At 62.5% G+C, this 20,841-nt stretch carries 23 protein-coding genes; 15 read left to right on the top strand and 8 right to left on the bottom strand.

What is annotated here, in order from left to right; translation table 11 throughout:
• Positions 1 to 131: 131 nt before the first annotated feature.
• From purH to QCL51_RS22175, 6 genes are all read right to left on the bottom strand, one after another.
• Positions 132 to 1,739, bottom strand: a complete 1,608-nt coding sequence (purH, locus tag QCL51_RS22200) for a bifunctional phosphoribosylaminoimidazolecarboxamide formyltransferase/IMP cyclohydrolase (RefSeq protein ID WP_003249687.1) — start codon at positions 1,737 to 1,739, stop codon at positions 132 to 134.
• 81 nt (positions 1,740 to 1,820) lie between these two features.
• A complete protein-coding gene (gene fis / locus QCL51_RS22195; protein ID WP_003249693.1) occupies positions 1,821 to 2,141 on the bottom strand; it encodes a DNA-binding transcriptional regulator Fis in 321 nt (106 codons plus the stop codon).
• Positions 2,138 to 3,151, bottom strand: coding sequence for a tRNA dihydrouridine synthase DusB (dusB, locus tag QCL51_RS22190; protein ID WP_274102080.1), 1,014 nt, complete (start codon positions 3,149 to 3,151; stop codon positions 2,138 to 2,140). The genes fis and dusB overlap by 4 nt, the downstream gene beginning before the upstream one ends.
• Before the next feature lie 207 nt (positions 3,152 to 3,358).
• On the bottom strand, positions 3,359 to 4,702 hold the full coding sequence (locus QCL51_RS22185) for a DUF3426 domain-containing protein (RefSeq protein WP_103469643.1): 1,344 nt from the start codon (positions 4,700 to 4,702) through the stop codon (positions 3,359 to 3,361).
• Positions 4,703 to 4,744: 42 nt separating this feature from the next.
• Positions 4,745 to 5,623 (bottom strand): 50S ribosomal protein L11 methyltransferase, encoded by an 879-nt coding sequence (prmA, locus tag QCL51_RS22180; protein WP_021784406.1) that lies wholly within the window; start codon positions 5,621 to 5,623, stop codon positions 4,745 to 4,747.
• 116 nt (positions 5,624 to 5,739) lie between these two features.
• Positions 5,740 to 6,195 (bottom strand): MaoC family dehydratase, encoded by a 456-nt coding sequence (locus QCL51_RS22175; RefSeq protein WP_103463092.1) that lies wholly within the window; start codon positions 6,193 to 6,195, stop codon positions 5,740 to 5,742.
• Positions 6,196 to 6,338: 143 nt separating this feature from the next.
• On the opposite strand from QCL51_RS22175, the gene QCL51_RS22170 reads away from it, so the two are divergent.
• Genes QCL51_RS22170 through QCL51_RS22160 form a run of 3 tightly spaced genes read left to right on the top strand, consistent with a single transcriptional unit; the run spans position 6,339 to position 8,014 of the window.
• On the top strand, positions 6,339 to 6,701 hold the full coding sequence (locus QCL51_RS22170; protein ID WP_021784404.1) for a CidA/LrgA family protein: 363 nt from the start codon (positions 6,339 to 6,341) through the stop codon (positions 6,699 to 6,701).
• Complete coding sequence (locus tag QCL51_RS22165) at positions 6,698 to 7,414, top strand: LrgB family protein (RefSeq protein ID WP_004576852.1); 717 nt, start codon at positions 6,698 to 6,700, stop codon at positions 7,412 to 7,414. The genes QCL51_RS22170 and QCL51_RS22165 overlap by 4 nt, the downstream gene beginning before the upstream one ends.
• A 9-nt stretch (positions 7,415 to 7,423) precedes the next feature.
• Positions 7,424 to 8,014, top strand: a complete 591-nt coding sequence (locus tag QCL51_RS22160; RefSeq protein ID WP_021784403.1) for an LON peptidase substrate-binding domain-containing protein — start codon at positions 7,424 to 7,426, stop codon at positions 8,012 to 8,014.
• Positions 8,015 to 8,044: 30 nt separating this feature from the next.
• Here the strand turns inward: QCL51_RS22160 and QCL51_RS22155 are convergent, their stop codons facing one another.
• A complete protein-coding gene (locus QCL51_RS22155; RefSeq protein ID WP_053870441.1) occupies positions 8,045 to 9,361 on the bottom strand; it encodes a bifunctional DedA family/phosphatase PAP2 family protein in 1,317 nt (438 codons plus the stop codon).
• A gap of 2 nt (positions 9,362 to 9,363) precedes the next feature.
• Complete coding sequence (locus tag QCL51_RS22150; RefSeq protein WP_028697856.1) at positions 9,364 to 10,032, bottom strand: DNA-3-methyladenine glycosylase; 669 nt, start codon at positions 10,030 to 10,032, stop codon at positions 9,364 to 9,366.
• Between the two features lie 38 nt (positions 10,033 to 10,070).
• On the opposite strand from QCL51_RS22150, the gene QCL51_RS22145 reads away from it, so the two are divergent.
• The 12 genes from QCL51_RS22145 (at position 10,071) to lipB (ending at position 20,840) form a co-directional block, all read left to right on the top strand.
• Positions 10,071 to 10,244 carry a hypothetical protein gene (locus QCL51_RS22145; RefSeq protein WP_181005131.1) on the top strand — a complete coding sequence of 58 codons (174 nt, stop codon included), beginning with the start codon at positions 10,071 to 10,073 and terminating at the stop codon, positions 10,242 to 10,244.
• A gap of 268 nt (positions 10,245 to 10,512) precedes the next feature.
• A complete protein-coding gene (locus QCL51_RS22140) occupies positions 10,513 to 11,784 on the top strand; it encodes a glutamate-5-semialdehyde dehydrogenase (RefSeq protein WP_021784399.1) in 1,272 nt (423 codons plus the stop codon).
• Positions 11,753 to 12,445 (top strand): nicotinate-nucleotide adenylyltransferase, encoded by a 693-nt coding sequence (gene nadD / locus QCL51_RS22135; RefSeq protein WP_021784398.1) that lies wholly within the window; start codon positions 11,753 to 11,755, stop codon positions 12,443 to 12,445. The genes QCL51_RS22140 and nadD overlap by 32 nt, the downstream gene beginning before the upstream one ends.
• Before the next feature lie 43 nt (positions 12,446 to 12,488).
• Entirely contained in the window at positions 12,489 to 12,908 is a 420-nt protein-coding gene (gene rsfS / locus QCL51_RS22130) for a ribosome silencing factor (RefSeq protein WP_003249719.1), read from the top strand.
• 10 nt (positions 12,909 to 12,918) lie between these two features.
• Positions 12,919 to 13,386: a 23S rRNA (pseudouridine(1915)-N(3))-methyltransferase RlmH gene (rlmH, locus tag QCL51_RS22125; protein WP_012274378.1), complete on the top strand. Its 468-nt coding sequence runs from the start codon at positions 12,919 to 12,921 to the stop codon at positions 13,384 to 13,386.
• Between the two features lie 16 nt (positions 13,387 to 13,402).
• Complete coding sequence (gene mrdA / locus QCL51_RS22120; protein ID WP_021784397.1) at positions 13,403 to 15,292, top strand: penicillin-binding protein 2; 1,890 nt, start codon at positions 13,403 to 13,405, stop codon at positions 15,290 to 15,292.
• Positions 15,293 to 15,330: 38 nt separating this feature from the next.
• Positions 15,331 to 16,434 (top strand): rod shape-determining protein RodA, encoded by a 1,104-nt coding sequence (rodA, locus tag QCL51_RS22115; protein WP_003249727.1) that lies wholly within the window; start codon positions 15,331 to 15,333, stop codon positions 16,432 to 16,434.
• 17 nt (positions 16,435 to 16,451) lie between these two features.
• Positions 16,452 to 17,462 (top strand): lytic murein transglycosylase B, encoded by a 1,011-nt coding sequence (mltB, locus tag QCL51_RS22110; protein ID WP_021784396.1) that lies wholly within the window; start codon positions 16,452 to 16,454, stop codon positions 17,460 to 17,462.
• Positions 17,462 to 18,463, top strand: a complete 1,002-nt coding sequence (locus QCL51_RS22105; protein WP_021784395.1) for a septal ring lytic transglycosylase RlpA family protein — start codon at positions 17,462 to 17,464, stop codon at positions 18,461 to 18,463. Before mltB ends, QCL51_RS22105 begins: the two co-directional genes overlap by 1 nt.
• Positions 18,464 to 18,683: 220 nt before the next feature.
• Positions 18,684 to 19,844, top strand: a complete 1,161-nt coding sequence (locus QCL51_RS22100; protein WP_021784394.1) for a D-alanyl-D-alanine carboxypeptidase family protein — start codon at positions 18,684 to 18,686, stop codon at positions 19,842 to 19,844.
• 73 nt (positions 19,845 to 19,917) lie between these two features.
• Positions 19,918 to 20,193 (top strand): DUF493 domain-containing protein, encoded by a 276-nt coding sequence (locus QCL51_RS22095; RefSeq protein WP_003249736.1) that lies wholly within the window; start codon positions 19,918 to 19,920, stop codon positions 20,191 to 20,193.
• Positions 20,193 to 20,840, top strand: a complete 648-nt coding sequence (lipB, locus tag QCL51_RS22090; RefSeq protein ID WP_028697854.1) for a lipoyl(octanoyl) transferase LipB — start codon at positions 20,193 to 20,195, stop codon at positions 20,838 to 20,840. Before QCL51_RS22095 ends, lipB begins: the two co-directional genes overlap by 1 nt.
• The last annotated feature ends 1 nt before the right edge of the window (position 20,841 follow it).

Genomic DNA, 20,841 nt, shown 5'->3' with positions numbered 1-20,841 from the left:
CAGGTGATCCCGGGGCTTGCGCCGAACACTGTGGGAGCGGGCTTGTCCGCGAATGCGGCGGTGAACCCACCATCGTATTCGCGGGCAAGCCCGCTCCCACAGGATTTCGACTCGCCTCGGGATCCGCGTAATTAGTGGCGGAAGTGGCGCATGCCGGTGAAGACCATCGCGATGCCGGCTTCGTCGGCAGCCGCGATGACTTCAGCATCACGCATCGAACCACCCGGCTGGATCACGGCGCTGATACCCACTTTAGCTGCGTTGTCGATGCCGTCACGGAACGGGAAGAATGCATCCGACGCCATGACCGCGCCCTGCACCTGCAGGCCAGCGTGCTCGGCCTTGATTGCAGCAATGCGGGCGGAGTTGACGCGGCTCATCTGGCCGGCGCCGACGCCGATGGTCTGGCGCTGCTTGGCATAGACAATGGCGTTGGACTTGACGAACTTGGCCACTTTCCAGGCGAATACCAGGTCGTGGATCTCTTGCTCGGTTGGAGCACGCTTGGTGACGATCTTCAGGTCATCGGCGGTGATCATGCCGATATCGCGGCTTTGCACCAGCAGGCCACCGTTGACGCGCTTGAAGTCCCAACCGGCAGCGCGCTCTGCTGGCCACTCACCGCACTCCAGCAGACGTACGTTCTGCTTGGCAGCCACCACGTCGCGAGCGGCCTGGGAGATTTTCGGAGCGATGATCACTTCGACGAACTGGCGGTCGACAATGGCCTTGGCGGTTTCGCCGTCCAGTTCACGGTTGAATGCGATGATGCCGCCGAACGCCGATTCGGTGTCGGTCGCGTAGGCCAGGTCGTAGGCCTTGCGAATGCCGCCCTCGTCTTCCGGTACTACCGCCACGCCGCACGGGTTGGCGTGCTTGACGATGACGCAGGCCGGCTTGACGAAACTCTTTACGCATTCCAGCGCGGCGTCAGTGTCGGCCACGTTGTTGAATGACAGTTCCTTGCCTTGCAGCTGGACAGCGGTGGAAATGCTGGCTTCGCCTTTCTTGGCTTCGACATAGAACGCCGCGCTCTGGTGCGGGTTCTCGCCATAACGCATTTCCTGTGCCTTGACGAACTGGCTGTTGAAGGTGCGCGGGAATTCGCTGCGCGCCTCGGTGCTCAGGGTGTCCTTGGCCTGGTCGATGGTGCCCATGTAGTTGGCGATCATGCCGTCGTAGGCGGCAGTGTGCTCGAACGCCTTGAGCATCAGATCGAAGCGCTGGGCATAGGTCAGGCCACCGGCCTTGAGGCCTTCGACGATGCCGGCGTAGTCGCTGGCGTTGACCACGATGGCCACGTCCTTGTGGTTCTTGGCTGCCGAACGGACCATGGTCGGGCCGCCGATGTCGATGTTCTCGATGGCGGTCGGCAGGTCACAGCCAGGCTTGGAAATGGTGGCTTCGAACGGGTACAGGTTGACCGCAACCAGGTCGATCGGCTTGATGCCGTGCTCGTTCATGATGGCGTCGTCGGTGCCACGACGGCCGAGGATACCGCCGTGAATCTTCGGGTGCAGGGTTTTGACCCGGCCATCCATCATTTCGGCGAAGCCGGTGTAGTCGGCCACTTCCACCGCGTTTACGCCGTTGTCCTTGAGCAGCTTGTAGGTGCCGCCGGTGGACAGGATCTCGACACCGAGCTGCTGCAGCTCACGGGCGAATTCGAGGATACCGGTCTTGTCGGAGACGCTGATCAGGGCGCGGCGGACTGGCAGGCGGGTAGTCTGGTCGGTCATTTCGGGTTCCAATAACGCGGTGGAGTCAGCAAAAAAGGCGCCTCTGTTCAGGGAGTCGCCTTTTCTGGATGGGATTCTGGCTTACAACAAGTCGTACTGCTTGAGCTTCTTGCGCAGGGTGCCTCGGTTCAGCCCGAGCATCTCGCTGGCCTTGGTCTGGTTGCCCTTCACGTAGTTCATCACGCTTTCGAGCAGGGGCGCCTCGACTTCGGAGAGCACCAGGTTGTACACGTCCGTCACGGTCGCGCCTTCCAGGTGGGCGAAGTAGTTGTGCAGCGCCTTCTCGACGCTGTCGCGAAGGGTCTGGCCCTCTTCGCTCGGCGTGTTGAGGTGCTGTTTCAGGTTGGCGTTGTCGCTCACGGGCGTTGTTCCACTCACAAAATTCTCGGTCATCATCGTCATGCGGCCACCCCTTGTCCGTCCTCTGTCTCAAGGCTCTGTCGACGTTCGCTGAAAAACGCGCGAACGTTGGCGCACTGCGCTTGTGTGTCTTCCAAAGCGTTGAACCGGGAGCGAAACTCCTTGCCGCCGGGTCGTGTTGCCAGGTACCAGCCAACGTGCTTGCGGGCGATACGTACGCCCATCACATCGCCATAGAAGGCATGCAGCGCGGCCAGATGCTCCAGCAGGATGCGTTCCACTTCGTCCAGTTGCGGCGCTGGCAGATGTTCGCCAGTGCGCAGGTAATGCTCGATCTCGCGAAAGATCCATGGCCGCCCTTGGGCAGCCCGGCCAATCAACAGGCCATCGACCCCGGTGGTTTCCAGCACCGCCCGGGCCTTTTCTGGCGAGGTGATATCGCCGTTGGCAAAAACCGGGATTGACACCGCCTGCTTGATGGCCGCGATGGTGTCGTATTCGGCTTCGCCGGTGTACAGGTCGGCACGTGTGCGGCCATGCACCGCCAGCGCCTGGATGCCAGCCTGTTCAGCGATCTTCGCCACGTTCAGGCCGTTCTTGTTCGCCCGGTCCCAGCCGGTGCGGATTTTCAGGGTCACCGGTACGTCCACGGCGCTGACCACGGCGTGGAGGATCTCGCTGACCAAGGCTTCATCTCTCAATAAAGCAGAGCCTGCGGCCTTGTTGCAGACTTTTTTTGCCGGGCAGCCCATGTTGATATCGATGATCTGGGCACCTGCCTCGACGTTGGCCTTTGCCGCCGCTGCCATCATCTGCGCATCACCGCCGGCGATCTGCACCGAGCGGGGCTCGGGATCACCTTCATGGATGCGGCGCAGGCTCGACTTGCGGCTGTTCCACAGGCTCATGTCGCTGCTTACCATCTCCGACACCACCATACCGGCGCCCATGCGCTGGCAAAGAGTACGGAAAGGCTGATCCGTCACCCCGGCCATGGGCGCGAGGATCAGGTTGTTACGTAGTGTGTATTGGCCGATGCGTACCGCCGACATAGGTGATCCCTGTTGTGGGGCCGAATCTTGGAGTTCGAAAAAGGGTTGGCATGATACCCGCTCTCGATGACTGGATAAAGATGGATTTGGATAAAATCTGAACAGTTGTCGGCTTATGCCTTTGCGCTTCAAGCAGCACGCGACAAGACAAAAAACGGCCGCAATTTGGGCGTCTTGTCTTGTGGCTTGCTGCTGGCCGCTTGTCGCTTACTCCGGCGAACGAAAGCTCAGGCTGTAATTCACCGCCTTCGGCCCTGGGTCGAGGATGTCCAGGGCAATGTGGATCGGCGTCTGGCTGGGCATTTCGCCACGCCCTGCCAGTTCGCCCGACAGGTACTCGCTGGGCTTGAAGCGGCGGCTGGCGATCAGTTGGCCATTGAGGTCGGCGAAGCGCAGCTCCAGCAACGGAAACGGCTGGGCGAAAGGCGCGCGGTTGTAGATGATCGCGTCGACGATCAGGGCGCCCTTGAAGTCCGGGTGGCTACGCACCACCAGATTGCTGCTCTTGATTCGTGCAATATCGACGCGGGTGGGTACCTGGCAACCGACCATTGGGCAGATCTGCTGGAAAATCGGCCGATACTGGTCCTGGCGGGCCATTTCGTCGAAGTGGAACCACACATACTGGAACGCCAGCAGGCCGGCAGCCAGCAGGGTCAGCACGCCCCACAGCAGGCGCTTGCCCCAGTTGGGCGCGGGTTTTTCCCAGCCCAGTTGCAGCGGATCGTCGACTACGTCGACCAGCGGCTCCTTGCGCGAGGGGCGCTCGGGTTTGCCGGCAAGGCCTGGTTCCAGGCGGTCTCCGGGTAGCGGCTCGACTGGCTCGTCGTCATGCGCCGTGAGGCCCAGCGCCACTGGCTCTTCGTCGCGGGCGCTCAGGCCTTTTTCCGGGGTTTCGTCCTCGCTGACGCGCAGCGGCTCGCTGAATGCAGGCGGGTCATCGCGTTTGGCCGCTCGGTGCTCGGGCGGCTCGCCATCGATGTCCAGGTCAAGGTTGCTGCCCAGGGTCGGCTCGGTGCGCTCGCCGGGCGCAGGCTCCAGGTCCAGATCCTGGGGGGCCGGCTCCAGCAGTACTGGGCCAGGCTCTGCAGGCTCCTGCGCAGGGTAGGGCTCTTCGGTCGCCGTGCCGAAAAGGTCTTCTGCGTGCTCGTCCGGGTGAAGTTCGTCGCGCCGTGCCTGCAACTGGTCATCCTGGCTGGCCGGGCGTGTCGGGGCCGGTTGGCCGCGACGCTCCAGGCGCTCCAGTTCCTTGTCGAGGTCGAGCTCGTCCAGCGCTTGGGCGGTAAGCGCCCAATCCTGGTCAGAGGGGCTACCGCGTGGACTGATGGCAGGCTCAGGCGCAGGCTCGGCAGGCGTTGCAGGTGCCGGCGCCGTTACTGCGGGTGCGCTGCTGGGAGCGGTGCGGTTCTGCTCCAGCAACTGCTTGGCGGCGTTGAATACCTGCAGGCAGTGACCGCAGCGCACCACACCGCGGGCCACGCTCAACTGGTGGTGGGTGACGCGAAAGCTGGTCTGGCAATGCGGGCACTGGGTGACGAAACTGTCGGTCATGCGGCGATCCGGGATCTGTGCAGAAAAGTATTCAAGGCCCGCTTAGCGACGCCGACCACTGATGCGCACCCAGCCGTCGCGCACGACGATCGGGTCCAGTTCAAAGTCGGCGGCGTAAGCGGCGGCCACGTCTTCACCTTGCTCGGCGAGGATGCCCGACAGCGCCAGCAGGCCACCTGGGCGAACCAGGCCAGACAACTGTGGCGCCAGCGACACCAGCGGGCCGGCGAGGATGTTGGCAACCAGCACGTCGGCCTGCATTGCCGGCATGTGCTCGGGCAAGTGCAGCGCCAGTTTCTCATCGGCAATGCCGTTGCGCTGGGCGTTGTCGCGCGAAGCCTCGATGGCCTGCACGTCGATGTCGGTGCCTACCGCTTCGCGGGCGCCCAGCAGCAACGCCGCGATGGCCAGGATGCCCGAACCGCAGCCAAAGTCCAGCACCTGTGTGCCTTCAAGCTGCTGGCCGTCTAGCCATTCCAGGCACAGGGCCGTGGTGGGGTGGGTGCCGGTGCCAAAGGCCAGGCCCGGGTCGAGCAGCAGGTTCACGGCGTCCTTTTCCGGGGCATCGTGCCAGCTGGGCACGATCCACAGGCGGCGGCCGAAGCGCATCGGCTGGAAGTTGTCCATCCAGCTGCGTTCCCAGTCCTGGTCCTCGATCACCTCGGCCTGGTGTTCGGGCAACTCGGCGCCGGTCAACAGGCGCAGGTGGGCGAACACCTGTTCAGGGTCGGCATCGGCCTCGAACAGCGCCAGCAGGTGGGTGTGCGACCACAGCGGGGTGGTATTGAGGTCTGGTTCGAAGATCGGTTGATCTTCGGCATCCATGAACGTGACCGAGACGGCGCCTACTTCAAGCAGCGCATCTTCATAGGTTTCGGCTTGTTCCGGGCTGATGGCCAGGCGTACTTGCAGCCAGGGCATGGCGGGCACCTTTGATAAATCGACAGGGGCAGCCCTAGGCTGCGCGAAGGCTGGCAGTTTACGCGAGTGCGGTGGATTTGTGGATCGGGGGCTGCACAGCAGCCCCCGGGCAGGTATCAGACAAAACAGAGCGACAGTGATTCGGCAATATAAGCAGGCTTCTCTTCACCTTCGATCTCCAGCGTGGCAATCGCCTTGAGTAGCCACTGCCCCGGTTTTTTCTCCATCACCTCGCCCAGCTTCACCTTCAGCCGAACGCGGCTGTCGACCTTGACCGGCTGAATGAAGCGCACGCTGTCCAGGCCGTAGTTCACCACCATCTTCAACCCTTGCGGCAGGACGAGGATGTCCTCGATCAGCTTTGGGATCAGCGACAAGGTCAGGAAACCATGGGCGATCGTGCCGCCAAACGGGGTTTTTGCCGCCTTCTCAGGGTCGACATGGATGAACTGGAAGTCGCCGGTCGCCTCGGCGAACAGGTTGATGCGCTGCTGGTCGATCTTCAACCACTCAGAGTGGCCCAGCTCCTTGCCAACGTACTGCGAAAGCTCTGTAACCGGTACATAGGGCATCGCGGACTCTCCGGGTTGTCAATTGGTACGAAAGTACAAGATCAGCACGGCTAACCGTTTCAGTCAAGTTGCCCGCTTTTCGGCGAATATCGGTCTGAACCTGTGCGTGCTTATAATGACGGCCATGCCCGAGGGAGATGCTTATGCTGTTGCGTGGTTTGACCTGGCTGGTGTTGTTCCAGTTGCTGGGGACGGCGATCAATCACCTGTTTGTGCCGTTTTTGCCTGGGCCGATCATCGGCCTGTTGTTGTTGCTGTGCTTCCTCATGGCCCGCGGTGAGGTTGGCACGCCGCTGAACGAGGCCGCCAGCAGTTTGCTGCGCTATCTGCCGCTGTTGCTGGTGCCGCCGGCAGTGGGGGTGATGGTATATGCCAAGGATATTGCCGCCGACTTCTGGGCGATTGCCGGGGCCTTGCTGATTTCCTGCCTGATGACCCTGGTGTTCGTCGGTGTGCTGATGCAAAAGCTCATCCAGCGCCAGGGCAAGCGTGAGGAGCAGCCATGATGCTCGACTGGCAGGGCGCACTCGATGCGGTCATACATCACCCATTGTTCGGTATCGGCATCACGCTGGGGGCCTATCAGGTAGTGCTGGCGGCCTACGAGAAAACCCGCTGGATCTTCTTGCAGCCTGTACTGGTATCGATGCTGCTGGTGATCGGCGTGTTGCTGCTGTGCGGTATCGATTACAGCGAGTACCGCAAAAGCACTGAAATCATGAACATTCTCCTGGGGCCCGCCACCGTGGCCCTGGCTGTGCCGCTCTATCTCAACCTGCGGCGTATTCGCCAGCTGTTCTGGCCTACATTTACTACGCTGGTAGTCGGAGGCCTGTTCGCCACGCTCTGCTGCCTGGTGCTGGGCTGGTGGTTCGGTGCCGAGCACATGATCCTGATGACCATGGCGCCGAAGTCCGTCACTTCGCCGATCGCCATGCTGGTGGCCGAGCAGATTGGCGGCGTGGCGGCCCTGGCGGCAGTGTTCGTGTTGATTACCGGGGTGATCGGGGCGATCTTCGGCCCGGCGTTGCTGAGCCGCTTTGGCGTGCACAGCCCAGAGGCACGCGGCATGTCCCTGGGCGTGACCGCACATGCAGTGGGCACTTCGGTGGCCCTGCAGGAAAGTGACGAATGCGGCGCCTTTGCCGCGCTGGCGATGAGCCTGATGGGGGTGGCTACAGCGGTGTTCCTGCCGCTGGCGGTCAGCCTGGTGGCTTGAGGAGTTGTGATGACGCTACCGCTGTTTCCGCTCAATACCGTGCTGTTTCCTGGCTGCTTTCTCGATTTGCAGATTTTCGAGGCGCGCTACCTGGACATGATCGGGCGCTGCATGAAGCAGGGCGAAGGTTTTGGTGTGGTGTGCATCCTTGAGGGCGAACAAGTCGGCAAGGCGCCGCCGGTGGTCGCCTCGATCGGCTGTGAAGCGATGATCCGCGACTTCGTGCAGCAGGATAACGGCTTGCTGGGTATTCGTGTCGAGGGCGTGCGGCGCTTCAATCTGGAAAGCTCCGAGGTGCAGAAGGACCAGCTGCTGGTGGGGCAGGTGCAATGGCTGCCGGAGCAGGCAGACAGCCCGTTGCTCGAGGCCGATGACGACCTGCTGGCGCTGCTGGTGGCCCTGGGTGAGCACCCCATGGTCGAAGCGCTGGGCATGCCGCGCCCGGTGGACGGGCGTCAGGCGCTGGCCAATCAGCTGGCGTACCTGTTGCCGTTCATGGAGGAGGACAAGCTGGACCTGCTGACCCTCGATTCGCCCCAGCAGCGACTGGGGGAAATCCAGAAGCTGCTGGAACGGATTCAGGGTGAACTGTTTGCCTGATGACCCTGTGCTGCGAAGAAGCCGGCAGCATCAATACTGATATCGCAGCAAAGCCTGAGGCAGCGCATGCATGGCAAAGAACGCCAGCAACGCCATGCATGCCGGCAACACCAGCCACCATACCCGCAGTGGCAGAGCCGGCAGTGCCTGCTGGCGTTGCACCAATGTCAGGCTGAGTGCGCACACGCAGCAGGCCAGAAGAGCCCCGGCCAGGATGTCGGTTGGCCAGTGCGCCCCCAGGTACACCCGTGACAGGGCAATCGACAGCGCCGGAATGCACCCCAGCATCACCCAGGTCAGGCGCATCCGTGGTGGCTGCCCACGTCCTGCCAGCACGGCCATAACCAGAAAGAACGCGAACGATGCCGAGCTGTGCCCGCTGGGCATGCTGTAGCTGGTCAGTGGGTCGGTCAATACTTCCGGTCTGGCCCGGGCAAATAGCCATTTCAGTGTGCCGTTGGCGATCGCAGTGCCCATCAACGCGCCAGCAGCGAAAAATGCGTGCCGCCACTGGCGGGCAAGCAGCAGCAGGCCGGTCAGCAGGCCGCCGAGGAAGAACTGGGTGCGGAAATCGCCTAGTCGTGTCACCAGTACCACGGTGCTGTCGATGGCCTGGCTGCGATGCTCCTGGACCAGTGTCATCACGCCTTGGTCGAACTCATGGAAGTAGGGCCAGCCAAGGAATACACCGGCCAGGGCGATAAAGCTGAGAGCGGCAACCAGCCGCGTGCCGTGGCGCTGGTCACGCAGGCTGGTATTCAGGCTCAGGCCGATCAGCACTGCGAGGGCGCCGGCAATGATCCCGGCGTCCAGCCAGAAGCCTTCCGGCAGGGGCAGGCGCATGGCGGCGCCGGTGGCCCAGCCGGGTAGCAGGTAGGCTACCGACCAGCCGGCACCCGCCAACAGGCTGACAGCGATGAAACGCGGCAGGGGCATGTCGAACATGCCGGCGACCATTGGCAGCATCGGCCTCAGCGGGCCGATGAAGCGGCCTACCAGCAGGCTGGCGATGCCATAACGCTGGAAGTAGCTTTCGGCGCTGCCGATCCATTCTGGATGGTGGCGGAGCAGCGGCAGGCGGCGGATGTTCTGGTGAAAGTACTTGCCCACTGCGTAAGACAGGGCGTCGCCCAGCAGGCCGCCGAGAAAGCCGAGGAGCAGCGTTTCGCCCAGGCTGAACGCGCCGTTGCCGGCCAGTACCGCAACGGCGAAAAGCAGTATGGTGCCCGGCACGATAATGCCGGCGATGGCCAGGCATTCGATGCAGGCCACCAGGAAAATCGCCAGGCCAAGCCACTGCGGGTTGGCGCTGAGCCAGCCGGTCAGGCTGTCGAGCCATTGGCCCATGTTCAGCTTCCTTGTTCGAGAATGAAGAAATCACGGCCTTCGACTTGGCCGCGACGTAACGGGTTCCGTGTGCAGAAACGGGCGTACTCGGCGTCGACGAAGCGGTACGGCAGGTGCTCGTCGCGCCCGTGCGGGATGCCCAGGCGAGCGGCCTGGATCACCCGGGGCACGACATTGCCACAGTCCTCGACGTACAGACGTTCGGCGTCGAAACGCTGGGCGTCCCAATGCGGCACTTTCAGGCCCAGGGCCCGGCATAGCAGGGTCTGGCCGGCGCACAGGCGCTCTTGCGGGCGGATATTGCCGCTTGCATCGGGGTTGTTCAGTTGCATCTGCGCCAGGCTGTCGGGCCCCGAGAGGGTGTCCTGCCAAGGATAGGCAGACTTGATCAGCACCGCGTTGCCCGGCCCGTGGGCGCTGAAGTTGAGCGAATCGCCGCCGCGGGCGTAGTACATGTAGATGTGCCCGCCCTCCAGGAACAGCGCCTTGCGTTTTTCGGTGTAGCCGAGCGAAGCGTGGCTACCTTTGTCGGTGAGGTAGTAGGCCTCGGTCTCGATGATTCGCGCGGCCAGCCACAGGTCGCCGTGGCGGTGGCGAATGACCTTGCCGAGCAGGGCCTTGGCCAGGGTCTGGGCGTCGCGGTCGAAAAAACTGTCGGGCAGGGCTGGCATGCGGGCGGTTCGTGGCTGGAAGGGCTGGGATGATAGCAATGAATGACTTAATCGAGGCTGAACCTGTAGGGCGATTGATTGGTATCCATATGTTTCATTGGCAGGGGCTGCTGGGTGTTCGCCTTGAGGTGTTTGGTTTCTGTGAAATCGAGCGCCGCCCGCGCGGCGCATCGCGAGCTACGCTCGCTCCTACGTTTGTTTCTGGCCAGTAACGCCTGTGACAGGTGCGCGCGACCGCCCTGGTTTGTACGCCGTAATATTAAGTCATGCACCAGGGCGTCCGCGCGCAAGTTTCCCAGGAAAGCAGACGTAGGAGCGAGCGTAGCTCGCGATGCGCCGCGCGGGCGGCGCTCGATCTCACAGGCACCAAACACCTTCAGCGCAAACACCCATTTTCTACCATCCGCCACCCGCCGCTGGGCGTACACCTGCGCGGCAGTTATAATCAGCCGATTTCCCCTTCGCCAAGACACCGAACCCATGACTGAGTCCGTTCTTGACTATATGACCCGCTTGGGTCGCGCTGCCCGTGAGGCTTCCCGGGTCATTGGCCGTGCCAGCACCGCGCAGAAGAACCGCGCCCTGCAGGCTGCCGCCGACGCGCTGGACGCCGCCCGTGCCGAACTCACCGCTGCCAACGAGCTGGACCTGGCCGCCGGCCGCGCCAGTGGGCTGGAGCCCGCACTGCTCGACCGTCTGGCGCTGACCCCGGCGCGTATCGACGGCATGATCACCGGCTTGCGCCAGGTGGCCAGCCTGCCGGACCCGGTCGGTGCCATCCGCGACATGAGCTACCGCCCATCGGGCATTCAGGTAGGCAAGATGCGTACCCCGCTGGGGGTGATCGGGATCATCTATGAATCGCGCCCGAACGTGACCATCGATGCTGCCAGCCTGTGCCTCAAGTCGGGTAACGCAACCATCCTGCGTGGCGGTTCCGAAGCCATCCATTCCAACCGCGCCATTGCCACCTGCATTCAGCGTGGCCTGGCCGAAGCCGGCCTGCCGGCGGCGGTGGTGCAGGTGGTCGAAACCACCGACCGCGAAGCCGTGGGCGCGCTGATCAGCATGCCGGAATTCGTCGATGTCATCGTGCCGCGCGGTGGCCGTGGCCTTATCGAGCGTATCAGTCGCGATGCCCGCGTGCCGGTGATCAAGCACCTGGACGGCATCTGCCACATCTATGTCAGCCAGCATGCCGACCTGGACAAAGCCTGGAATGTGGCCTTCAACGCCAAGACCTACCGCTATGGCATCTGCGGGGCCATGGAAACGCTGCTGGTCGACCAGCAAGTGGCTGAGCGCTTCCTGCCAGAAATGGCCCGCCGCTTCGTCGAGAAGGGCGTGGAACTGCGCGGTTGTGAGCGCACCCAGGCCATCATCAGCGTCAAACCGGCTACCGAAAGCGACTGGCACACCGAATACCTCGATGCGATCCTGTCGATTCGCGTGGTCGACGGCCTGAACCAGGCCATCGAACACATCAACCACTATGGCTCGCACCACACCGACTCGATCATCACCGAACACCAGGGTGAAGCCCGCCAGTTCATGGCTGAAGTCGATTCGGCGTCGGTCATGCTCAACACCCCGACCTGCTTTGCCGACGGTTTCGAGTACGGCCTGGGTGCGGAAATCGGTATTTCCACCGACAAGCTACATGCCCGCGGCCCTGTGGGCCTGGAAGGCCTGACCTGCGAGAAGTATGTGGTGATCGGCGATGGCCAGTTGCGCGGCCAAGGGTCCTGCTGAGTTGAGCAAGGCTCACGCAGTCCGGCGCATCGGCATTCTAGGTGGTACCTTCGACCCCGTGCATATCGGCCACCTGCGCAGCGCGCTGGAAGTGGCCGAGTTCATGGGGCTGGATGAGCTACGCCTGTTGCCCAATGCCCGGCCGCCGCACCGCGACACGCCACAGGTGGCCGCGCAGGATCGCCTGGCCATGGTCCGTGAAGCGGTGCAGGGCGTCGCTTGCCTGAGCGTCGATGCCCGCGAGCTGGAGCGTGACAAGCCGTCGTACACCATTGATACGCTGGAATCGATCCGCGCCGAATTGTCCGGCGACGACCAGCTGTTCCTGGTGCTGGGTTGGGATGCCTTCTGTGGCCTGCCCGCCTGGCATCGCTGGGAAGAATTGCTGCAACACTGTCACATCCTGGTACTGCAACGTCCGGATGCTGACGTAGAACCCCCTGACGAGTTGCGCAACCTGTTGGCTGCGCGCTCGGAGAGCGATCCCACCGCCATGTCCGGCCCGGCGGGAAATATTTCGTTCGTCTGGCAGACGCCGCTTGCGGTGTCGGCTACACAGATCCGACAGCTGCTGGCCAGCGGCAGATCGGTGAGGTTCCTGGTGCCGGACGCCGTACTGGCCTATATCGAGGCGCACGAACTGTATCGTGCGCCCAACTGACGGTGCCTCTGGCGCCTCATCCAACGAGTTGAACGAGTTTTATATGACCAAGCAGAAAATTTACGGCGAAGAACTGGTCGCAGTGACCAAGGCAGCGCTGGAAGACGTCAAGGCCCAGGACATCCAGGTCATCGACGTGCGCGACAAGCACAGCCTGACCGACTACATGATCATTGCCACCGGTACCTCCAACCGCCAGATCAACGCGATGGCCGAAAAGGTCCGTGAAGCGGTCAAGGCCAAGGGCGCCCAGCCACTGGGTGAAGAAGGCAAGGGCGACAGCGACTGGGTGCTGCTGGACCTGAACGACGTCATCGTGCACATGATGACCGCCGCTGCCCGCCAGTTCTACGACCTTGAGCGTCTGTGGCAGGGTGCCGAGCAAAGCCGTGCCGCCGATGGCAAGCACCACAGCCCGGACCATGCTCACGAGTACTCCGACAAGCTCAAAGACCGCGAGTGAGGAAAGCGCTGTGCGTCTGCGCCTGATTGCGGTCGGCTCGCGCATGCCGAAGTGGGTCGAGGAAGGCTGGCATGAATATGCCAAGCGCCTGCCCACCGAGCTGTCGCTTGAGCTGGTGGAAATCCCGCTGAACACCCGTGGCAAGAATGCCGACGTCGCCCGCCTGATCCGTCAGGAGGGCGAAGCCATGCTAAGCAAGGTGCAGCCTGGGGAACGCATTGTCACCCTCGAGGTCCATGGCAAGCCCTGGAGTACCGAGCAGTTGGCCACCGAGCTGGACCGCTGGCGCCTGGATGCGCGCACGGTGAATTTGATGGTGGGCGGCCCGGAGGGCCTGGCACCTGAGGTTTGCGCGCGCGCCGAGCAACGTTGGTCGCTGTCGCCGCTGACTTTGCCGCACCCGTTGGTAAGGATACTCATCGGCGAGCAGATCTACCGCGCCTGGACCGTGTTGTCCGGGCACCCTTACCACAAATGAGCCTGTAAGCAGTCCGATGTCGCAGCCGATCCGTCTCAAGGACCACGAGAAAGACGCCCGCCTGGTGCGCAAGCGCGTCGTCGTCGGCGCAGTGGCGATCATGCTGCTTATTTGCGTGCTGATCGCGCGGCTGTACTACCTGCAGATCATCCAGTACGACTACCACTCCACGCTGTCGGAGAACAACCGGGTGCATGTGCAGCCGATCCCGCCGACTCGCGGGCTGATCTTCGACCGCAACGGCGTGATCGTTGCCGATAACCGGCCCAGCTTCAGCCTGTCGATGACCCGCGAACGTGCAGGTAACTGGCAGGAAGTGCTGGATACCATCGTCGAAGTGCTTGAGCTCGACGCTGACGATCGTGCCCTGTTCGAGAAGCGCATGCGCCAAGGCCGCCGGCCATTCGAGCCGGTGCCGATCCTGTTCGAACTCAACGAAGAGCAGATCGCCCGTGTGGCGGTAAACCAGTTCCGCCTGCCGGGTGTGGAAGTGGTGGCCCAGCTGGTGCGGCATTACCCGCAGGGTGCGCACTTCGCCCATTCGGTGGGTTATGTTGGGCGGATCAACGAGAAAGAGCTGAAAACGCTCGACCCGGTGAACTACAGCGGCACTCACCATATCGGCAAGACCGGCATCGAGCGCTTCTACGAAGACGCCCTGCACGGTCAGGTGGGTTATGAGGAAGTCGAGACCAACGCCCGTGGCCGCGTGCTTCGGGTGCTCAAGCGCACCGACCCGAAGCCGGGCAAGGACATTGTGCTGAGCCTGGACATCAAGCTGCAGGAGGCCGCCGAAGCCGCCCTGGGCGGCCGGCGTGGTGCAGTGGTTGCGCTCGACCCACGAACCGGCGAAGTGCTGGCGATGGTGAGTCAGCCGAGCTTCGACCCCAACCTGTTCGTCACTGGCATCAGCTTCAAGGCCTATGGCGAATTGCGCGACTCGATCGATCGGCCGTTATTCAACCGCGTGCTGCGTGGCCTGTACCCGCCGGGTTCGACCATCAAGCCGGCGGTGGCTATTGCCGGCCTGGACAGTGGCGTAGTCAATGCCAGCACCAGGGTGTTCGACCCGGGCTACTACCAGCTGCCCAACTACGACCACAAATACCGGAACTGGAACCGCTCCGGTGATGGCTGGGTCGATCTGGACACCGCCATCATGCGCTCGAACGACACCTACTTCTATGACCTTGCACACAAGATGGGCATCGATCGGTTGTCCAGCTACATGAACAAGTTCGGCATCGGCCAGCGGGTTTCCCTCGATATGTTCGAGGAGTCTGCGGGGTTGATGCCCTCGCGCGAATGGAAGCGTGCCACCCGTCGCCAGGCCTGGTTCCCCGGCGAAACCCTGATTCTCGGCATCGGCCAGGGTTACATGCAGGCCACGCCGCTGCAGCTGGCCCAGGCCACTGCACTGATCGCCAACAAAGGCGTGTGGAACCGCCCGCACCTGGCCAAGACCATCGAAGGCCTGCCGCCGGTAGACGACAACCCGCCGGAAGACATCGTGCTGCGTGACAAGTCTGACTGGGCCAAGGTCACCCATGGCATGGAGCAGGTGATGCACAACCCCCGCGGTACCGCGCGCAAGGCAGCTGCCGGTGCCCAGTACCGCATTGCCGGCAAGAGCGGTACCGCCCAGGTGGTGGCGATCAAGCAGGGCGAGAAATACGACCGCAACAAACTCCAGGAGCGCCACCGCGACCATGCCCTGTTCGTCGCTTTTGCCCCAGCCGAAGCCCCGAGAATCGTGGTCTCGGTGATGGTCGAGAACGGTGAGTCCGGCTCGGGTGTCGCCGCACCGGTGGTACGCCAGATCATGGACGCCTGGCTGCTCGACGAAAATGGCCGGCTCAAACCCGAGTTCGCGCCAGCCACCGTTACCCAGGAATCGGCCCTGTGATGAACAATTTCGATCGCATGCTCTCCAGCGAGGATGTGATGCGTCGGCGTGCCAGCTTTTTGCAGCGCATCCATATCGACGGCCCCTTGCTGATCATTCTGCTGACCCTTGCGGCCGGTAGCCTGTTCGTACTGTATTCGGCCAGTGGCAAGAACTGGGACCTGCTGCTCAAGCAAGCCACCTCGTTTGGCATCGGCCTGGTGTCGATGTTCGTCATTGCCCAGCTGGAGCCGCGCTTCATGGCGCGTTGGGTGCCGCTGGCCTACCTGGCCGGGGTGTTGTTGCTGGTGGTGGTGGACGTGATGGGCCACAACGCCATGGGTGCCACACGCTGGATCAACATCCCCGGCGTGATCCGCTTCCAGCCCTCGGAATTCATGAAGATCATCATGCCGGCGACCATCGCCTGGTACCTGTCCAAGCGCACCCTGCCGCCACATTTGAAGCACGTGGCGATCAGCCTGGTGCTGATCGGCGTGCCGTTCATGCTGATCGTGCGTCAGCCCGACCTGGGGACCGCGCTGCTGATCCTGGCCTCCGGTGCCTTCGTGCTGTTCATGGGCGGCTTGCGCTGGCGCTGGATCCTCAGCGTGCTGGCGGCAGCCGTACCCGTCGCGGTGGCAATGTGGTTCTTCGTCATGCACGACTACCAGAAGCAGCGGGTATTGACCTTTCTCGACCCTGAAAGCGACCCGTTGGGGACCGGTTGGAACATCATCCAGTCCAAGGCGGCGATCGGCTCGGGCGGGGTATTTGGCAAAGGCTGGTTGCTTGGCACACAGTCGCATCTGGACTTTCTGCCGGAAAGCCACACCGACTTCATCATCGCCGTGCTCGGCGAGGAGTTCGGCCTGGTTGGCATCTGTCTGCTGCTGATTGTCTACCTGCTGCTGATCGGCCGTGGCCTGGTGATCACGGCCCAGGCGCAGACCCTCTTCGGCAAGCTGCTTGCGGGCAGCCTGACCATGACCTTTTTTGTATACGTGTTCGTCAATATCGGAATGGTGAGCGGCCTTCTGCCCGTGGTGGGCGTGCCGCTGCCTTTCATCAGCTATGGCGGAACATCGTTGGTGACGCTGCTGTCAGCGTTTGGCGTTTTGATGTCGATCCATACGCACCGCAAGTGGATCGCGCAGGTTTGAATAAGGTGAACAATTTCATGCAAGCAGTGCGTAACTGGGCTGCCCGTTGTGCGCCTTGGATTGGTGCGGTGGGCCTGTTCGGCGCTGTACAGTTGGCCCATGCCGGCGAATACGAAGGCTCGCCGCAGGTAGCTGCGTTTGTTGGCGAAATGAGCCGCGACTATGGTTTTGCGCCGGAGCAACTGATGGGCGTGTTTCGTGAGGTACAGCGCAAGCAGTCGATCCTCGACGCCATCTCGCGACCGGCCGAGCGGGTCAAACCGTGGAAGGACTACCGGCCGATGTTCATCACCGATGCGCGTATCGCTCGCGGTGTGGATTTCTGGCGCCAGCACGAGGCCGTATTGACGCGGGCCGAGCAGGATTACGGCGTACCTGCGCAGTACATTGTCGCGATCATTGGCGTGGAAACCTTTTTTGGCCGCAATACCGGCAACTACCGGGTGATCGACGCCCTGTCGACGCTGGGCTTCGACTACCCGCCACGTGCCGAGTTCTTCCGCAAGGAGCTGCGTGAGTTCTTGCTGCTGGCCCGCGAGGAGCAACTCGACCCCTTGACGCTCAAGGGCTCGTACGCCGGCGCCATGGGCCTGCCGCAGTTCATGCCGAGCAGCTTCCGCAACTACGCGGTGGACTTCGACGGGGACGGCCATATCAATATCTGGAACAATCCTGACGATGCCATCGGCAGCGTGGCCAGCTACTTCAAGCGCCACGGTTGGGTGGCCGGGGAGGGAGTGGTCAGTCGCGCCAGGGTGGAAGGTGAGCGCGCCGACGAAGGCCTGACCACCGGCATCGAACCGGTGAAAACGGTCGGGGAGTTGCGTACGCTTGGCTGGTCGGTTCATGATTCCCTGCGCGATGATCTGCCGGTTACCGCCTTCCGTCTCGAGGGCGAGAGCGGCCCTGAATACTGGATGGGCCTGAAAAACTTCTACGCGATCACTCGCTACAACCGCAGCGTGATGTATGCCATGGCGGTACATCAGCTTGCGGAACAGCTGGTTCAAGTACGGGGCGTCAAGTAATGCGCGCAATCATCTCTGGCAATTCTTTCAAGCTGCTCACCTGCCTCGCCGTCGGCGTGGTGCTGGCCAGCTGCTCCTCCAATCGCCCGACCCAGCAAAGCAGCGGCAGCGTCGTACGTAGCCAGCCCGGCTTGGACATCAACCGGGCACACAAGGACGGCGCGCCGTGGTGGGACGTGGATGTGAACAAGATCCCTGATGCCACGCCGACCGTGCACACCGGTAACTACAAGGCCAACCCGTACACTGTGCTTGGCAAGACCTACTATCCGATGCAGGACTCGCGCAACTATCGCGCCGAGGGTACGGCGTCGTGGTATGGCACCAAGTTCCACGGGCAGAACACTGCCAACGGTGAGCTGTACGACCTGTATGGCATGAGCGCAGCGCACAAGACCCTGCCGCTGCCGGCCTATGTGCGGGTGACCAACCTGGCGAACGGCCGCAGCGTGATCCTTCGGGTGAACGACCGTGGCCCGTTCTATTCCGACCGTATCATTGACTTGTCCTATGCTGCGGCGAAAAAGCTCGGCTATGCCGAGATCGGCACCGCGCACGTGCGCGTCGAGGGTATCGACCCGAAGCAGTGGTGGGCTGAGCGTGGCCAAACGCCGCCGATGGTACTGAAGGAGCCGCAAGTGGCGCAGACCCAGGCAATACCGGCCAGCACCGGGCGTGTCGAGCAATGGACTCCGCCACCACAGCAGCACGCAGCGCCAGTGGTACCGGTGCAGGTGGGTGGCAATAACGTGCCTGGCGGCAACGCTGGCAGTTTCTTGCAGGTAGGCGCGTTTGCCAACCCGGACGCTGCCGAGTTGCTGCGCGCCAAGCTCAGTACCATGGTCAATGCCCCTGTGTTCATCAGCTCGATCGTGCGTAACCAGCAGACCCTGCACCGCGTGCGCCTGGGGCCTATCGGCAGCCAGGGCGAGGTCCAGCAAGCGCAAGACAGCATTCGCCTGGCGAACTTGGGGCAGGCCAAGCTGGTCACAGCAGACTGACTGTGGGAGCGGGCGCGCCCGCGAAGACGGCAACACCAAACTGTCGGTTTTGTCATGAATTGCCGGGCTCGGCCATGTACAATGACAGCTTTTGCCCGCAGCGACATAAAGCCGCACTGTCGCGGGCCAGGCCAACGGCCATAAAACTAGACTGACTGGCGCTGGGCGCATGATCTTGCCCAGGGAACATCTCAGACCATTAGCGATTTTCGAGAGACGGATGAACATCACCAACCTTGCCAAACGACTTTGCCTGCCTGTACTGCTGCTGATCACGCCTGCCGCCTTCGCGGCGGAGCAGATGACGCCGGCGCCACCACAACTGGCCGCCAAGTCCTACGTACTCATGGACGCGTCCAGCGGCAACGTGCTGGTCGAGAACAACGGTGACGAGCGTCTGCCGCCAGCCAGCCTGACCAAGCTGATGACCGCCTACATCGCGACCCTGGATATCCGCCGCGGCCAGATCGGTGAAAGTGACCCGGTTACCGTCAGCGAAAACGCATGGCGTACCGGCGGTTCGCGCATGTTCATCAAGGTTGGTAGCCAGGTATCGGTCAGCGACCTGCTGCACGGCATCATCATCCAGTCCGGTAACGACGCCTCGGTCGCCTTGGCCGAGCATATCGCCGGCAGCGAAGACGCCTTCGCCGACATGATGAACAAGACGGCTGCCGACCTGGGCATGACCAACAGCCACTTCATGAACCCGACCGGCCTGCCGAACCCCGAGCACTACTCGTCGGCGCACGACATGGCGACCCTGGCCCGTGCGATCATCAACGTCGACCCGGCTCACTACGCCATCTACTCGCAGAAAGAGTTCTTCTGGAACAACATCAAGCAGCCTAACCGCAACCTGCTGCTGTGGCGTGACAAGACCGTCGATGGCCTGAAAACCGGTCACACCGACGAAGCCGGCTACTGCATGGTGGCTTCGGCCGTTCGTGATGGCCAGCGCCTGATCGCCGTGGTCTTCGGAACCAACAGCGAACAATCGCGTGCTGCCGAAACCCAGAAGCTGCTGACCTACGGTTTCCGCTTCTTCGAAACCCAGACCTTCTACCAGAAGGGCACCGAGCTGACCCAGGCGCCGGTCTGGAAGGGCGCTACCAGCCAAGTCAAGGCTGGCCTGGCTGACGACCTGACCATGACTATGCCTAAAGGCCAATTGAAGCGCCTGCAGGCTTCGATGACCATGAACCCGCAGCTCACCGCACCGATCGCCAAAGGTGACGTGATCGGCAAAGTGGAAGTCAAACTGGACGAGAAAGTGGTTCACAGCGCCGACCTGATCGCCCTTGATGGCGTCGAGGAAGGTGGTTTCTTCCGCCGTATGTGGGATAGCATCCGTCTATTCTTCTACGGGTTGTTCAACTGATACGTGACCTGCATGCCCCCGCGCATACCGCGGGGGTGTTGTTGTTGCCACGGCTTACGAGGCCGTTTCCGCCATGAGCGAACCAGACGTCAAGTCGCACAAGATCGAATTCCCTTGCGACGATTACCCGATCAAGGTCATCGGTGACACCGTTGTCGGTTTCAAGGACACGGTCATCGAGATTCTCAGCAAGCACGCCAAAGTCGACCTTTCTACCCTGGCCGAGCGCCAGAGCAAGGAAGGCAAGTACACCACCGTGCAATTGCACATCGTTGCCGAAAGCGAGAACCAGCTGCACGATATCAACAGCGCCCTGCGCGCTACCGGCATCGTGAAAATGGTGCTCTGATGCCCGCCTGTCTCGGTTTTCGCGATCTTGGCCTGCAGCCCTACGAACCGGTGCTTGAGGCCATGCGTCGTTTTACCGAGCAGCGTAGCCCGGACAGCCAGGATGAAATCTGGCTGGTCGAGCACCCTTCGGTCTTCACCCAGGGGCAGGCCGGCAAGGCCGAGCACCTGCTGGTGCCGGGCGACATCCCGGTGGTGCAGACCGACCGCGGCGGCCAGGTCACCTACCATGGCCCCGGTCAGCTGGTGGCCTACCTGCTGCTGGATGTCCGCCGGCTGGGCTTTGGCGTGCGTGAGCTGGTCAGCCGTATCGAGCAGGCCCTCATCGACCTGCTCGCCAGCTATGCTGTTCAGGCGTCTGCCAAGCCCGATGCCCCGGGTGTCTATGTCGACGGAGCGAAAATTGCCTCCCTCGGCCTGCGAATTCGCAACGGCCGTTCGTTTCACGGCCTTGCCCTGAACGTGGACATGGACCTTGCGCCATTCCGCCGAATCAACCCCTGCGGCTATGCGGGGCTGGCGATGACCCAGCTGCGCGATCTGGCAGGCCCGATCGAACTCGACGAGGTCAGGACAAGGCTGCGCGGACAGCTGGTCAAGCACCTCGACTACGCTGAGCAGACGACCCTCACGGGCGGAATCGACTGAA

This window comes from Pseudomonas sp. LTR0 (assembly GCF_036630035.1).
In the GTDB taxonomy this organism is placed as follows: Bacteria; Pseudomonadota; Gammaproteobacteria; order Pseudomonadales; family Pseudomonadaceae; genus Aquipseudomonas; species Aquipseudomonas putida_Y.
This window is presented reverse-complemented; position numbering and strand designations above follow the sequence as displayed.

Coding starts and splice junctions, on each gene's coding strand:
- QCL51_RS22175 (WP_103463092.1), bottom strand. CDS start 6,195: ATGCCCTATGTACCGGTTACAGAGCTTTCGCAGTACGTTGGCAAGGAG.
- QCL51_RS22095 (WP_003249736.1), top strand. CDS start 19,918: ATGAGCGAACCAGACGTCAAGTCGCACAAGATCGAATTCCCTTGCGAC.
- QCL51_RS22100 (WP_021784394.1), top strand. CDS start 18,684: ATGAACATCACCAACCTTGCCAAACGACTTTGCCTGCCTGTACTGCTG.
- QCL51_RS22170 (WP_021784404.1), top strand. CDS start 6,339: ATGCTGTTGCGTGGTTTGACCTGGCTGGTGTTGTTCCAGTTGCTGGGG.
- QCL51_RS22165 (WP_004576852.1), top strand. CDS start 6,698: ATGATGCTCGACTGGCAGGGCGCACTCGATGCGGTCATACATCACCCA.
- lipB (WP_028697854.1), top strand. CDS start 20,193: ATGCCCGCCTGTCTCGGTTTTCGCGATCTTGGCCTGCAGCCCTACGAA.
- QCL51_RS22160 (WP_021784403.1), top strand. CDS start 7,424: ATGACGCTACCGCTGTTTCCGCTCAATACCGTGCTGTTTCCTGGCTGC.
- rodA (WP_003249727.1), top strand. CDS start 15,331: ATGCGTCGGCGTGCCAGCTTTTTGCAGCGCATCCATATCGACGGCCCC.
- mrdA (WP_021784397.1), top strand. CDS start 13,403: ATGTCGCAGCCGATCCGTCTCAAGGACCACGAGAAAGACGCCCGCCTG.
- QCL51_RS22105 (WP_021784395.1), top strand. CDS start 17,462: ATGCGCGCAATCATCTCTGGCAATTCTTTCAAGCTGCTCACCTGCCTC.
- QCL51_RS22140 (WP_021784399.1), top strand. CDS start 10,513: ATGACTGAGTCCGTTCTTGACTATATGACCCGCTTGGGTCGCGCTGCC.
- purH (WP_003249687.1), bottom strand. CDS start 1,739: ATGACCGACCAGACTACCCGCCTGCCAGTCCGCCGCGCCCTGATCAGC.
- QCL51_RS22145 (WP_181005131.1), top strand. CDS start 10,071: ATGAATGACTTAATCGAGGCTGAACCTGTAGGGCGATTGATTGGTATC.
- QCL51_RS22185 (WP_103469643.1), bottom strand. CDS start 4,702: ATGACCGACAGTTTCGTCACCCAGTGCCCGCATTGCCAGACCAGCTTT.
- mltB (WP_021784396.1), top strand. CDS start 16,452: ATGCAAGCAGTGCGTAACTGGGCTGCCCGTTGTGCGCCTTGGATTGGT.
- rsfS (WP_003249719.1), top strand. CDS start 12,489: ATGACCAAGCAGAAAATTTACGGCGAAGAACTGGTCGCAGTGACCAAG.
- fis (WP_003249693.1), bottom strand. CDS start 2,141: ATGACGATGATGACCGAGAATTTTGTGAGTGGAACAACGCCCGTGAGC.
- QCL51_RS22150 (WP_028697856.1), bottom strand. CDS start 10,032: ATGCCAGCCCTGCCCGACAGTTTTTTCGACCGCGACGCCCAGACCCTG.
- QCL51_RS22155 (WP_053870441.1), bottom strand. CDS start 9,361: ATGGGCCAATGGCTCGACAGCCTGACCGGCTGGCTCAGCGCCAACCCG.
- dusB (WP_274102080.1), bottom strand. CDS start 3,151: ATGTCGGCGGTACGCATCGGCCAATACACACTACGTAACAACCTGATC.
- nadD (WP_021784398.1), top strand. CDS start 11,753: ATGGCCAGTTGCGCGGCCAAGGGTCCTGCTGAGTTGAGCAAGGCTCAC.
- prmA (WP_021784406.1), bottom strand. CDS start 5,623: ATGCCCTGGCTGCAAGTACGCCTGGCCATCAGCCCGGAACAAGCCGAA.